Source organism: Dactylosporangium sp. NPDC000521 (assembly GCF_042898305.1).
GTDB lineage: Bacteria > Actinomycetota > Actinomycetes > Mycobacteriales > Micromonosporaceae > Dactylosporangium.
In genome coordinates this window covers 225,015-238,069 of the sequence record NZ_JBIAYW010000011.1, presented here as the reverse complement: position 1 = coordinate 238,069, position 13,055 = coordinate 225,015, and the positions used below count along the sequence as shown (strand labels likewise).

Sequence of the window (13,055 nt, the reverse complement as noted above, 5' to 3'; positions counted from 1 at the left end):
AAGGCTCCGGTCAGGCGGCGGGGCGGCCGGTGCGGGCGGCGTCGAGGGCGGACTGCAGCGAGCGCCGGTAGCCGTCGCTGGTGTAGGTGGCGCCCGAGACCGTGTCGAGGTCGGCGCTCTGGCGTGCGAGGGCCTGCTCACGCAGTACCGGTGCCGCACGCATGCCGATCTCGATCCCGCGGGCCGCGGCCGTCGGGAGCCGCACCGTGACCACGTCGACGAGGCGGCCGCCGCGGACGTCGGCGCGGACCTGCACGGGCCCGAACGGGTTGGTGAAGACCGCGCCGAGGTGGGAGCCGTCCATCATCCGCGACGGGTCCACGACACGGACACCCGGCGCGGGCTGGGAGGCGACGGCGGGGACGTGGGCCGTGGAAGGGCCGGACGGGCGGGTGGCGGCCGGCGAGGCGGCGGCCGGCGGGACCGCGGCGGGGAGCTGAGCCTTCACCGCGACCAGGACCGCGGTGACCACGCCCGTGCCGAGGACGGCGAAGCCGATGCGTCGCATCAGAACTCGAACGGGTCGAGGTGGATCTGGCGAGGCGGCACCCCGGCCCGGCGCAGCGCCACCACGGAAGCGTCGACGAGACCGGCCGAGCCGCACAGGTACACGTCGCGGCGGGTCAGGTCCGGCACCAGTTCGAGCAGTCCGCGCGGGCTGAACGCGCGCCGCGGGCCGGGATCGTCGCGGCCGCCGGTGACGTACCAGACCTGCGCGTCGCGCGCCTCGGCGAGCAGTGACAGCTCCTCACGGAAGACCAGCTCGCCGGCGTTGCGCGCCCGGTACAGCACGACCGTCCGCGGCGGGAGCTCCTCCAGCAGCGCCCTGATCGGGCCGATGCCGCTGCCGCCGGCGATGAGCAGCGCACGGGCCTGCCGGCGACGGTCGGCGGTGAAGTCGCCGCTGGGGCCCTCCACGAAGACGCGCGTGCCGGGGCGCAGCCGGCGCAGGCCCGCGGTGTGATCGCCGACGACCTTCACGGTCAGCCGCAGCCAGTCGTCGTTCGGGGCCGCCGACATCGAGAACGGGTGCGCCTGCCACCAGTTGCGGTCGTCGAGGAACCGCCAGCGGAAGAACTGGCCCGCGCGGACCCGCAGCTCCGGCAGCCGGTCGCCGCCGATGTAGATCGAGATCATGTCGGGGCTCTCGAGAACGACGGCCCGCACCCGGAAGCGGTGCCGCAGGTTCATCCGTACGGGAGCGAACAACCGCCCCCACAGGACCGCGGCGACGACCGCGCACCACAGCACCAGCGAGAACATGCGTGAGAAGCCGGGCGCCGACATCTCCTGCCCGACCGCGAACTGGTGCCCGACCGAGAGCATCAGCACCAGGTAGGACGTGAGGTGCAGCAGGTGCCAGACCTCGTAGGACATGCGGCGCCGCAGCAGCGGCAGCGCCAGGACCGCGAGCGCCACGAGCAGCCCGGTGCCGATGAACGCGCCGAGCATCCCGGTGTACTTGTCGACCGTGAGCAACCGGACGATCTCGCGGGCGGGTCCGACGCGCTCGAGCTTCGCGTACCCCAGCACAGTGAACGCGGCGTGGGCGAGCACCGCGGCCACGACGAACACGCCGAGGTCGCGGTGCCAGTGCAGGAGATCCCGGGCGCCCAGCCAGCGGTCCAGCCAGCCGACCCGGGACATCAGCAGCACCTGCACCAGCAGGACGTAGCCCGCGACGAGCCCGGTGATCCGCCCCACCGCCGTCAGCGACGTCGCCGGGTCGCGCAGGAACCCGGCGGGCGTGTTCCACCACCACGGCAGCAGCGTCGCCACCAGCCCCAGCCAGAACGTGGCGATCGTCACCGCCCGCCACGCGTCGACGGACTGCCGGCGCCGGTACGGCCGGCGGAACTCGCGCGGGATGACCGCCCCTTGAACCGGCCCCTGTACTGCCTCTTGAATGTCCACCGGGGACGGTCATACCAACCGCACGGACCGGCCGGCAAACCCTTCAGGTGCTTTTAAAGCAGCCCTAATCCAAGGGCCGTCCACACTGGACTCAGTCCAGAACGGACAGCCGGTAGAAGCGCCAGAAGTCGTGCTCGATCGGCAGCACCGCGCACGACAGTCCGGCCCGCGCCGCCCACCGGGCCACCGTCGGCGCGCGCAGCGCCGTCCCGGCCGCCTCCACCGGATCCTCCGCCATCGTCGCCGGCAGGCAGTGCAGGACGCTGAACGCGTACTGCAGCCGCTCGATCTCACCCGCCGGCGCGGTGAACTCGTCGGCCACCCGCTCGTCGGCGACGAGCACCGCGCCGCCCGGCGCGAGCAGCCCCCGCACGGTCCGCAGCACCCCGGCCGGGTCGGCCATGTCGTGCAGCGCCTCGAAGATCGTGACGAGGGCGTAGTCGCCCGCCGCGGCCGCCGCGTCCTGCCGCAGGAACGACACCCGGTCCGCGAGCCCAGCATCGGCCGCCGCCCGCCTGGCCGCCGCGATCGACGCCTCGTCCAGGTCGATGCCGGTGACCGCCGCCCGCGGAACGCCTCGGCGAGCGCGAGCGTCGACGCGCCGGCGCCGCACCCGAGGTCCAGCACCCCGGCTGCGGGCGCCTGCGCCAGCCGCTCCACCACGTCAGGCAGCGCCGGCAGCCACTCCCGCGCGAGGCAGTGCCGGAAGCCGGGCAGGTTCATCGCCGCGATGCCGTCCCGGAAACGGCCGCGGCCGCCACCGGAATGAAACGGTGACGGCCGCGAAGAAGCGAAACGCGGAAAAGCGAAAACGCAGGTTCAGCCCTTCTTGACGCCCTTGCCGCTGCGGAAGAGCTTGACCATGCCGGCGAAGAAGCGCTCCATCTCGGAGCCGAAGGGGTTGTCGCTGACGACGTAGGTCCAGGTGGCGCTGGGGCGGACGAGGCCGGCGTCGGCGGGCTCCCAGTCGGGGCCGTCGATCTCCAGCTCCTCGAACTCTTTGACGGTGCGGTCGTCGATCTCGGCGAGCAGGCCGCGGAAGGCGGGGATCGCCTCGCGGTGGAACTCGTCGAGCGGGTCCTGGGCGCCGAGGACGCGCAGGTGGATGCCCTCGCGGAGCTCGCTCATGTCGGCGAGGTGCTCCGACCACGCGGCGTCGGCGTGGAAGAGGGCGATCGTGCGGGCGATGCGGAGCACCGCCTCCTCGCCCAGCTCCTCGGCCAGCTCGTTGTAGCGGTCGGGGGCCCGCTCGGCGAGGAGCTCGCCGGCGGCGTCGGTCGTGAGGAGCTCCTCGCGGCGCTTCGCGTGCAGCTGGCGGTGCTGGTCCAGCAGGTAGTTGTAGCGCCAGGTGTTGCGGTGGATCTCCAGGTTGACGGTCTCCGCGACGCGCTGGGCGGAGCCGATCGCCCAGCGGACGTCCTCGTCGTCGATGGCGCCGTCGGCATCGGCCTTGCCCATCGGCATCGGCTCGGGGCCGTAGCGCTCGATGAGCTCGTCCTCGAGGCTGACGAAGAACATCGACTCGCCGGGGTCGCCCTGGCGGCCGGCGCGGCCACGGAGCTGGTCGTCGATGCGGCGGCTGTCGTTGCGGGCGGTGCCGATGACGAAGAGGCCGCCGAGGCCCGCGACCCGCTCGCGGTCCTTCTCGTCGCTGCCGCCGAGGCGGATGTCGACGCCGCGGCCGGTCATCTGGGTGGAGACGGTCACGGCGTTGAACGAGCCGGCCTCCGCGACGATGCCGGCCTCCTTCTCGTCGTTCTTGGCGTTGAGCACGACGCACTCGACGCCTTCCTCGGCGAGGGTGGCGGCGAGCTGCTCGGACTCCGCGACGCTGAGGGTGCCGACGAGGACGGGGCGGCCGGTGGCGTGCATCGCGACGATCTCGTTGACGACGGCGATGTCGCGCTCCTCGGCGGAGGCGTAGACGCGGTCGGGCCAGTCCTTGCGGATGTTGGGCAGGTGCGGCGGGATGACCGCGACCTCCAGCTTGTAGAACTCGCGGAGCTGGTCGCCGACGGGCAGGGCCGTGCCGGTCATGCCGCAGATCTTCTTGTACTGCGTGAGGAACGCCTGGACCGTGATGGTCTGCAGGACGGTGCCGCCACCGCTGCTGCGGATCTTCTCCTTGGCCTCGACGGCGGCCTGGAGACCGTCGGGCCAGCGCCGCCGCTGGGCGACCCGGCCGCGGAACTCGTCGATGAGCTCGACCTTCTCGTCGCGGACGATGTAGTCGACGTCGCGGACCAGCAGCGCCTCGGCGTGCAGTGCCAGGTTGACGGCGGTGAGCGAGTCCATGTGCTCGGCGGCGTAGAGGTCCAAGCCGAGCAGGGCCTCGACCTTCGCCAGGCCGGAGGTGCTGAGGTGGACGGTGCGGCCCTCGTCGACGACCTCGTAGTCGTGGTCGCGGCGCAGGCCGCTGACGATCTCGGCGATCGCGACCGGCGAGTCCTTCTCGTCGATGGTCGAGCCGGCCAGGACCAGCGGGACCTTGGCCTCGTCGATGAGGATCGAGTCGGCCTCGTCGATGATGACGGTGCCGAACTCGCGGTGCACCCGGTCTGCGGTGTCGGTCACGATGCTGTCGCGGAGCAGGTCGAAGCCGGCCTCGCTGACGGAGACGTACGTGATGTCGCACGCATACGCCGCGCGGCGCTCCTCGGGGGTCGAGGACTCGTTGACCCAGCCGACGGTCAGGTCGAGCAGCTCGTAGACCGGGCGCATCCACTCGGCGTCGCGGCGGGCGAGGTAGTCGTTGACCGTGATGACGTGGACCGGGCCCTGCGCGGCATAGCCGGCGGCGGCGATCGCGGCGGTCAGGGTCTTGCCCTCACCGGTGGCCATCTCGACGACGTGCCCGGCGAGGAGCACCTGGGCGCCGAGCAGCTGCACGTCATAGGGGCGCTCGTCGAGGGCGCGCTTCGCGGCCTCCCGGCCGAGGGCGCACGCCTCGACGAAGTCCTGCGGGTCGTCCCGCTGGTGCAGTGCCGTGGCGGCGGCGCGGAGCTCGTCGTCGGTGAGCTCGGACAGCTCGGCCTCGCGCTCCTCGATCAGTGGCAGGAGGGCCCGCATCGGCTCGAGGTCGATCGTGGTGCCGGGCTGCTCCTGCAGCTTGCGACGCCACGCGTTGAATTTGCTCACCAAACCCATGGCCACCACGATACGTCCCCGCCCGCCGGAGATGTGCGCCCCATCACCGTCACTTGGAGCCGCCACCGGGCGGCCGAGCGACAATCGAGAAGTGGAACAGTTGATCAGGCTCGTCGAAGGCGGTGGCGTGGTCGTCCTCAGCGGCGCCGGGCTGTCGACGGAGTCGGGCATTCCGGACTATCGCGGTCCGAGCGGGCTGCAGCGCAACGCGTCGCCGATGACGTTCCAGACGTTCACCGGCGACCCGGTGGCCCGGCGGCGCTACTGGGCGCGCAGCTATCTGGGCTGGCGCACGATCGCGGAGGCGTCGCCCAACGACGGTCACCGCGCGGTCGCCCGGCTGCAGCGCGGCGGCCTGGTCACGGGGATCGTCACGCAGAACGTCGACGGCCTGCACCAGGCCGGCGGCGCCGATCCGGTCATCGAGCTGCACGGCGGCCTGGACCGGGTGGTCTGCCTCGACTGCGGCGACGTGACCGCCCGCACGGCCCTCGACGAGCGGCTGCGGAGCGCGAACGCGACGTTCGCGGCGGACGGCGGCGGCATCAACCCCGACGGCGACGCCGACCTGACCGACGAGCAGGCGGCGGACTTCGTCACGGTCGGCTGCTGGGTCTGCGGCGGCATGCTCAAGCCCGACGTCGTGTTCTTCGGCGAGCAGGTGCCGATGCCGCGGGTGGAGGCGGCGTTCGCGCTGGTGGAGCGGGCCGGGGCGCTGCTGGTGCTCGGCTCGTCGCTCACCGTCCTGTCCGGGCGGCGCTTCGTGATCCGGGCCGCGAAGCTGGGCGTGCCGGTCGCCATCGTGAACCAGGGGCCGACGAAGAGCGACGACCTGGCAGCTGTACTGGTGGACGCCCCGCTGGGCAAGACGCTGACCCGGCTGGCGGAACTGGCCGCCTGAAACTTTCGTACCGGCGCCGCGGACCTGATCTGGAGGACGACCGGACCGGCAGAGCGCGTCACGCCAGCTCCGCGCCGCCGGTGTTCGGTGAGGCATGGTTCGGCGACGTGCACCGATGCGAGGCCCGGCTGCTGTACGGGTGGCAGGCAGGACAAGGCGCCGACGGCGCGCTGCCGGGCGGCGACGTCCCGGCGGTGGTGGCCCGACGGGGCGTGGCCGGGCAGGTCGCGGGCCGCGACCACGGCGCCTTGCGCAGGCCGGCGCCCGGGTGGAGGTGCTCATCCGGCCGCAGGCCGCGGTTCAGCGCGACCTTGATCCGGACAATCGCGTGCAATGCCGGACAAAGTCCACGCGCAGTGCACTGACCCCCGACGGCCGGCGGGCCTTCGGGGGTCGACGTGAGCGTGGGGGGACGGTTATCGGGTGACGGGGGGATCTGGCCGATGCGGCGGGCGCCAGGTCCACACGCCCCCGGCGACGCCGACGGCGCAGATCGCCAGGACTGTGCCCGCGACGCTGGCGGCGGCCAGGCCTACGACGACGCCGAGGACTCCGGCGACGGCGATGGCGGCCGCGGTGATACGACGGGGTGTGATGCGGCGGGTCATCGCCCGGTTGAACCCGTTGACGAACCGCGTGTCATTGCGCAGTGCGGCTTCGATGTCCGCGAGCCGCTGCTGCTCGCTCTCGCTGAGCATGATGCTCAACCTCCTCCGACGGGCCTGCCCGGTGCGCGACGTGTACCCGCTCCGCTCGATGGTCACACACTTCAGCGGGTTTAGGGTCGGTCGATCGGCGCCAGTGAGAAACTCCCAGCCTGCGGGGTTGCGGGCTGAACAGGTAAATGCCCCATTTGTCACTTCTGGCGACCTGCGAGCAGGTGTCCGGTGTGCCATCCTCTACGGCGAAACACGTCAGGCATCGGGGAGGGTGATCGTGGATCCGTCGCAGCAGTGGCAGCACCCGCAGCAGGGGCAGCCGCAGTACCCGCAGCCGGGTCCGCAGTACCCGTCGCAGGGTCAGCCGCAGTACCCGCCGCCGCAGTACCCGCAACACACGACGCAGTTCCCGCAGCAGCCCCAGCAGCAGCAGTTCCCGCAGCAGCAGTACCCGAACCAACCGTACTCGGCGCAGCCGTACAACATCGCGCCCAACTCCGCCGCGCCGTACAGCGGACCGCCCGCCAACCCGTACGCGCCGCAGACGCCACTGCCCGCGCCGCCGCCCCCGTCCCGCGGCCGCCTCGTGCCGATCCTCGCGATCCTGGGCGGCCTGGTCGTCGTGCTGGTGGTCGCGATCGTCGTCGTCGCGCTGAACCGGAGCAAGCAGCCCGCCGCCGGGCCGGCCACGCCGTCGGCGTCCCCGAGCGGCCCGGTCGACGCGTGCCTGGTCGGCAAGTGGAACCAGACCAACTTCCAGAAGGTCGTCGACTTCGCGGGGACCGACATCGACAAGCGCGAGACCATCGGCAAGGTCAAGATGGTCGGCGCCGGCAAGGTGTGGACGATCAACGCCGACGGCAGCGCGATCGAGGACAACGCGAAGTTCGCCTACAGCGGCAAGGACGACCAGGGCCGCACCATCACCGCCACGTTCTCCGGCACCGCCGAGTGGCAGCTCAAGACGGTCGGCCGGACGATCGAGTACGCCGGCAAGGAGAGCGACGCGGCGCTGGTCGTCACGGTCGACGGGCGCAAGGCGGGCACGATCACTCTCGAGCCCAACCTCGACCCGGTCAACTACACCTGCGTCGGCGACGTCTTCCGCACCACACCCCCCGGTGAGCCGGACACGTTCAGCCGGTACGACCGGGTCAAATAGCCCGCCGCGAACCCCTCGATTGGTGCGGCCGGTCGGGGGGTACAGCGACCGCATGACCTGGATTGCGCAAGTGTCCGATCGTGCCAGGGCGCGGCTGACGACGGCCCGCCGCACCGGCGTGGTCCCCGAGTTCCGCCGCGAGGTCCCGGACCGCGACGTCCTGGTCGTCGACCAGCGTTCCACAGTGGACGACGGCATCCCGCGCGGCGTCCGCGTCGCCGGCGCGTGGGCATGGCGGATCGTGCTGTTCATCCTCGCGGCGTACCTGCTGCTGCGGCTGATCGGCGCGCTGCGCCTCATGGTGATCCCGGTCGTCGTCGCCCTGCTGCTCGCGGCCCTGCTCGAACCCGCGGCCGCCGGGCTGCGCAAGCGCGGCGTGCACCGCTCGCTCGCGGCGGGGCTCGTGCTCGTCGGCGGGCTCGTCGTGGTCTTCGGCGGGCTCGGCGTCATCGTGCAGACGTTCATCGCCCAGTTCGACAACCTCTCCGTGCAGGTCACGGGGGGCGTCAACGAGATCCGTGACTGGCTCATCCGCGGCCCGCTGCACGTGTCGAAGGACCAGATCGACAGCGCCATCGCCGGGTTCGGCGACCAGCTGAAGGGCAACCGGGGCGCGCTCACCTCCGGGGCGCTCACCACCGCCACCACGCTCGGCGAGGTCCTCACCGGCTTCTTCGTGGTGCTGTTCACGCTGTTCTTCTTCCTGCGCGACGGCGGGCAGATCTGGGAGTTCCTGTGCCGCCTGCTGCCCCGCCCCGCGCGGCTGCCGGCGGCCCGCGCCGGGCACTACTCGTGGTTCACGCTGGTGTCGTACGTGCGGGCGACGGTCCTCGTCGCGTTCGTCGACGCCGTCGGCATCGGGATCGGGCTGGCGATCCTGCGCATCCCCCTCGCACTGCCGCTCGCGGCGCTGGTGTTCCTCGGCGCGTTCATCCCCGTCGTCGGCGCGACCCTGTCCGGCGCGGTCGCCGTGCTCGTCGCCCTCGTCACCAAGGACCCGCTGCACGCGCTGCTGGTCCTCGCCATCGTCATCGCCGTGCAGCAGCTGGAAGGGCACGTGCTGCAGCCGCTCATCATGGGCCGCGCCGTCTCGCTGCACCCCCTCGCGGTGATCCTCGCGATCACCACCGGGGTGGTCGCCGCCGGCATCGTCGGCGGGCTCGTCGCGGTGCCGCTGCTGGCGGTCGGCAACACCGCCATCCGGTACCTCGTCGCCCATCCCGACGGCGAGCCCACATCGGACCGGGAGCCGCCGGGCACCCAGCCCTCCGACGAGTCCGACGGCGGCCCGATCGCGTCCGAGCCGGCCGAGCCCACCCCGCCCCCGCCGGGCGAGGACCTGCCGGACGCGGAAACCTCCGGGAGCACCAGCGCGCACGAGTAGGGTTGATCCCGCGCCGACGACTCAGGAGGAGCTGACATGCCGCTGACCGGAGAGTACGCACCGGGCGCCGCGGACTGGGCCAACGACCAGGCCCAGCTGTTCCAGCGGACCAACGGCGCCGAGGGCAACACGCTGCGCGGCCGGCCGATCATCCTGCTCACCACGCTCGGCGCCAAGACCGGCAAGATCCGCAAGAACCCGCTGATGCGGGTCGAGCACAACGGGGAGTACGCGGTCGTGGCCTCCGCCGGCGGCCAGCCGAAGCACCCCGTCTGGTATCACAACCTCGTCGCCCACCCGCGGGTGGAGCTGCAGGACGGCCCGGTCCGCAAGGACTACATCGCCCGGATCGTCACCGGCGAGGAGCGCGCCGCCTGGTGGAAGCGCGCCAACGAGACCTGGCCCGACTACGAGGAATACCAGACCAAGACCGACCGGGAGATCCCCGTCTTCGTGCTCACGCCCGTGAGCTGACTTGACCGACCCGCCGGCCGCGCCCTCCCGGCAGCACCCGGTCCTGCTCGCGCTGCTGGCCATGCAGCGCCACTCGTGGGAGCAGGGCGTCGCCTCGCACGCCCTGCTCGACCTCGGCCACACCGACCTGGCGCGGCTGCTCGCCCTCGACGCGGTCGTGCACCAGAGCGCCGACGGGCGCCTCGGCACGGTGGGGGAGGAGTCCGGCTCCGTCAACGGCGCCGCCTGCGGCGAGGCCCTCATCGGCCTGTCCACCGCCGACCCCCACCCCGGCGCCACGCCCGCGCCCGGCGCCACGCCCGCGCCCGGCGGCGTCGCTGAGCCTGGCGGCGTCGCTGCGTCCGGCGGCATTCCCGCGCCTGGTGACGCCCCTGCCCAGGGTGGCGTGGCCGCGACCGGCGGGTCGCGGGCGGTGGCGGCGCATCCGGCGCTGGCGGCGCAGCTGGACTGGTTGCTGGCGCGGGCGCCGCGGGCCGCGGACGGCACGCTCTTCCACGTGATCGGCTCCCGGGAGGTGTGGGCAGACACCGTCTACATGGTGGTGCCGCTGCTCGCCGCGACCGGCCACCCCGGCGAGGCCGTCCGGCAGGTCGCCGGCCACCGCGAGCGCCTGTGCACCGGCGGCCTGTACGCGGCCCGCTGGGACGAGGACACCGCCACCCTCACCGCGCCGGAGCGCTGGGGCACCGGCAGCGGCTGGGTCGCCGCCGGCATCGCCCGGGCGCTGCACCACGACCCGTCGCTGGAGCCCGCCCTGGCCGGGCACGCCCGGGAGGTCGTCGACGCGTGCCTGGCGCTGCGCCGCCCCGGCGGCCTGTTCGGCAACGTCCTGGACGACCCCACGTCGTTCCCGGAGGCGAACGTCGCGCAGATGCTCGCGTACACCATCTGCACCGGCGTCGCGGACGGCTGGCTCCCGCCGTCCTACGCGGCCGTGGGCCGGTCGCTGATCGCCGCGGTCGCGCCGCTGGTCGCCCCCGACGGCCTGGTCCACGGCGTCTGCGGCGCCCCCATGTTCGACCGCCTCGGCACCTCCGCAGAGGCTCAGTCCTTCTTCCTCATGGCGCAGGCCGCCGCCGCCCGCCTCCCGTCCGGCACCCCACCGCACCCCTGACCCCCGGGCCGGCCCGCTACCCCTCCGACGGCCGGTCGGCGAGCGCGTCGGTGGCGTGGCGCCCGGCGGTGGTGGCGCGGTCGAGGAACTCGGCGAGCAGCGCCAGCTGCGCGTCGTCGTAGCCGGCGCACAGGTCGTCCATGGCGGCGTTCATCCCCGCGTACAGGCCGAAGATCTCCGCGTTGCGCTCCTTCAGGGCGCGGACCTGCACGGCGCGGCGGTCGGCGGGGTCGCGCTCGCGGGTGATCCAGCCGGCGCGCTCGAGGCGGTCCAGGACGCCGGTCATCGTCGCGGGGTGCTGGCCGGCGCGGCGGGCGAGGGCGCTGGGGCTCAGCGGGCCGTGCCGGTTGATCAGGTCCAGGCAGTCGAAGTCGGCATCCTTGACCCCGAGCCGGCCGCCGACCTGGTGGTTCAGCAGCGAGAGCTGGATCGACAGCTCCCGCAGCGACTCCTTGATCGCGGTCGTGGAGCGCCGCCGCTGCCGGTTGTCACGCGACTGTGATACGGAACTCATACCATCTCGATCCCGGATCCAAATATTATGAGATCCATACGATATCGGTTGTCGATGACACGATACCCCCGGAGGGGCGCTCATGATCCTCATCACCGGCGCGACAGGCGCCATCGGCCGGCACCTGGTGCGGACGCTGACCGCCGCGGGCGAGCCCGTCCGCGCCGTCACCCGCGGCGCCCCGCCGGCCGGCGTCGACCGCGTCCGCACCGTCCGCGACGGGCTCGCCGGCACCACCGCGCTGTTCCTGCACCCGCGGGTCACCGGCGACGACGCGCCGGGGATCCTCGCCGCCGCCCGCGCCGCCGGGGTCCGTAAGGTCGTCGCGCTCACCGCGATCAACGTCGGCGACCCCGAGGAACAGCAGCCTTCGCGGTACACCGGCGATCGCAACGCAGAGCTCGACCAGGCCGTGCGTGCCAGCGGGCTGGCCTGGACCTGCCTGCGCCCGTCCGCGTTCGCCGGCAACACCGCCCGCGCGTTCGGGCCGCAGATCCAGGGTGGGACGGTCGTGCGGTACCCGTTCCGCGCGTTCGAGGAGTCCCTCGTCGACGAGCGGGACATCGCCGAGGTCGCCGCCGTGGCCCTGCGCGACGACGCGGCGTCCGGGCGGATGCTCGAGCTGACCGGCCCGCAGTCGCTGACCCACGGGGAGCAGGTCGCGACCATCGGTGCGGTGCTGGGCCGGCCGCTCGCGTTCGAGGAGGTGCCGGCCCAGGTCGCCGCGTGGCAGATGGTCGTGCGGGGGATGCCCGAGGCGTTCGTCGGCGCACTCATGGAGCGCTACGAACGCCACCTCGCCGCCCCGCAGCACCCGCCGACCGACGTGGTGCGGGAGGTCCTCGGCCGCCCGGCGACCCCGTTCGCCACCTGGGTGGCCGACCACGCCGGCGCGTTCCGGGCCGCGGCGTGAGCGCCCCGCACGTCACCGTCGCCCTGGTCACCGCCGCGGCGAACCTGTTCTCCGGCACCTGCGCGGTGCTGCACCTCAGGCCGATCCTGCCGGGCATGGCGGCCGCCGGGGTGCCGGTGTCGTGGCTGAGGTTCCCGATCGGCGTCCTGAAGCTCGCCGGCGCCGCGGGGCTGCTCGCCGGGCTCGCCGGGCCGGCGCTCCTGGGCACCGCGGCGGCCGCGGGGCTCGTGCTGTTCTTCGTCTGCGCCGTGTACACGCACCTGCGCGCCGCCGACCTGTCCGCCCAGTTCGCCCTGGCGATCGGCTTTCTCGCGCTCGCCGTGACAACCCTGGCCCTCGACCCGGCCCTGCGCGCCGGCTAGCACCCGGCCGGGTGGCCGCCCGGGCACGCCTCGGTCGGAGCCCGCTGCTGGCGGTTCGTGCCTGCGCGCCGGCTAGCACCCCGGCCGGGTGGCCGCCCGGGCACGCCTCGGTCGGAGCCCGCTCCTAGCGGTTTGTGCCTGCGCGCCGGCCAGCACCGGCCGCGTGGCCGCCCGGACCCGGGTCGGTCGGGGCCTGCTCCAGGCGGTTCGTGCGCGCTGCCGGGCGGCGGGCGTCAGCGGACCCGGTTGCGGCGGGTGGCGAGGAAGGCTTCGAGGCGGCGCTGGTTGCGCCCGCCGCCGGTGAGGCTCTGGCGGACCTTGCTGTAGAGCCAGAGGGCGCCGACGACGACGGCCGCGCCGACGATGAGATAGAACGCGGCGCTGATGAGCACCTTGAACAGCCAGATGGCGAGCGCTCCGACGATGAACAGTCCGACGACGACGCCGACCGCGCCCGCGAGGATTCGACCCATGCTTCCAATGTGCGCCCGCCGGGCCGGTGGGCGCATCG

At 73.2% G+C, this 13,055-nt stretch carries 14 protein-coding genes; 7 read left to right on the top strand and 7 right to left on the bottom strand.

The window, feature by feature from the left end; genetic code table 11:
- Positions 1-10: 10 nt before the first annotated feature.
- From ACFY3L_RS33485 to secA2, 4 genes are all read right to left on the bottom strand, one after another.
- The gene (locus ACFY3L_RS33485; RefSeq protein WP_389333202.1) at positions 11-508 is read right to left on the bottom strand and encodes an FMN-binding protein; all 498 of its coding nucleotides are present in this window, start codon (positions 506-508) and stop codon (positions 11-13) included.
- The gene (locus ACFY3L_RS33480; RefSeq protein WP_389333199.1) at positions 508-1,914 is read right to left on the bottom strand and encodes a ferric reductase-like transmembrane domain-containing protein; all 1,407 of its coding nucleotides are present in this window, start codon (positions 1,912-1,914) and stop codon (positions 508-510) included. Before ACFY3L_RS33480 ends, ACFY3L_RS33485 begins: the two co-directional genes overlap by 1 nt.
- A gap of 91 nt (positions 1,915-2,005) precedes the next feature.
- Entirely contained in the window at positions 2,006-2,527 is a 522-nt protein-coding gene (locus tag ACFY3L_RS33475; RefSeq protein ID WP_389333196.1) for a methyltransferase domain-containing protein, read from the bottom strand.
- A gap of 206 nt (positions 2,528-2,733) precedes the next feature.
- Positions 2,734-5,061 carry an accessory Sec system translocase SecA2 gene (secA2, locus tag ACFY3L_RS33470; protein ID WP_389333193.1) on the bottom strand — a complete coding sequence of 776 codons (2,328 nt, stop codon included), beginning with the start codon at positions 5,059-5,061 and terminating at the stop codon, positions 2,734-2,736.
- A 31-nt stretch (positions 5,062-5,092) separates the two neighbouring features.
- On the opposite strand from secA2, the gene ACFY3L_RS33465 reads away from it, so the two are divergent.
- On the top strand, positions 5,093-5,962 hold the full coding sequence (locus ACFY3L_RS33465; protein WP_389333519.1) for an NAD-dependent protein deacetylase: 870 nt from the start codon (positions 5,093-5,095) through the stop codon (positions 5,960-5,962).
- Positions 5,963-6,378: 416 nt separating this feature from the next.
- Here ACFY3L_RS33465 and ACFY3L_RS33460 read toward each other — a convergent pair whose 3' ends face one another.
- Entirely contained in the window at positions 6,379-6,660 is a 282-nt protein-coding gene (locus ACFY3L_RS33460) for a DUF3040 domain-containing protein (RefSeq protein WP_389333190.1), read from the bottom strand.
- A gap of 238 nt (positions 6,661-6,898) precedes the next feature.
- On the opposite strand from ACFY3L_RS33460, the gene ACFY3L_RS33455 reads away from it, so the two are divergent.
- Genes ACFY3L_RS33455 through ACFY3L_RS33440 form a run of 4 tightly spaced genes read left to right on the top strand, consistent with a single transcriptional unit; the run spans position 6,899 to position 10,755 of the window.
- The gene (locus ACFY3L_RS33455; protein WP_389333187.1) at positions 6,899-7,783 is read left to right on the top strand and encodes a hypothetical protein; all 885 of its coding nucleotides are present in this window, start codon (positions 6,899-6,901) and stop codon (positions 7,781-7,783) included.
- 52 nt (positions 7,784-7,835) lie between these two features.
- Complete coding sequence (locus ACFY3L_RS33450) at positions 7,836-9,167, top strand: AI-2E family transporter (protein WP_389333184.1); 1,332 nt, start codon at positions 7,836-7,838, stop codon at positions 9,165-9,167.
- 36 nt (positions 9,168-9,203) lie between these two features.
- Positions 9,204-9,641, top strand: a complete 438-nt coding sequence (locus tag ACFY3L_RS33445; RefSeq protein WP_389333181.1) for a nitroreductase family deazaflavin-dependent oxidoreductase — start codon at positions 9,204-9,206, stop codon at positions 9,639-9,641.
- Between the two features lies 1 nt (position 9,642).
- Positions 9,643-10,755 (top strand): glycoside hydrolase family 88 protein, encoded by a 1,113-nt coding sequence (locus ACFY3L_RS33440; RefSeq protein ID WP_389333178.1) that lies wholly within the window; start codon positions 9,643-9,645, stop codon positions 10,753-10,755.
- Positions 10,756-10,771: 16 nt separating this feature from the next.
- Here the strand turns inward: ACFY3L_RS33440 and ACFY3L_RS33435 are convergent, their stop codons facing one another.
- On the bottom strand, positions 10,772-11,269 hold the full coding sequence (locus ACFY3L_RS33435; RefSeq protein ID WP_389333175.1) for a MarR family transcriptional regulator: 498 nt from the start codon (positions 11,267-11,269) through the stop codon (positions 10,772-10,774).
- 82 nt (positions 11,270-11,351) lie between these two features.
- On the opposite strand from ACFY3L_RS33435, the gene ACFY3L_RS33430 reads away from it, so the two are divergent.
- Together ACFY3L_RS33430 and ACFY3L_RS33425 are read left to right on the top strand one after the other, a co-directional pair.
- Positions 11,352-12,182 carry an NmrA family NAD(P)-binding protein gene (locus ACFY3L_RS33430; protein ID WP_389333172.1) on the top strand — a complete coding sequence of 277 codons (831 nt, stop codon included), beginning with the start codon at positions 11,352-11,354 and terminating at the stop codon, positions 12,180-12,182.
- Positions 12,179-12,544 (top strand): DoxX family protein, encoded by a 366-nt coding sequence (locus tag ACFY3L_RS33425; RefSeq protein WP_389333169.1) that lies wholly within the window; start codon positions 12,179-12,181, stop codon positions 12,542-12,544. Before ACFY3L_RS33430 ends, ACFY3L_RS33425 begins: the two co-directional genes overlap by 4 nt.
- Before the next feature lie 233 nt (positions 12,545-12,777).
- On the opposite strand, the gene ACFY3L_RS33420 is transcribed toward ACFY3L_RS33425, so the two are convergent.
- Positions 12,778-13,017: a hypothetical protein gene (locus tag ACFY3L_RS33420; RefSeq protein ID WP_389333166.1), complete on the bottom strand. Its 240-nt coding sequence runs from the start codon at positions 13,015-13,017 to the stop codon at positions 12,778-12,780.
- Positions 13,018-13,055 lie beyond the last annotated feature (38 nt).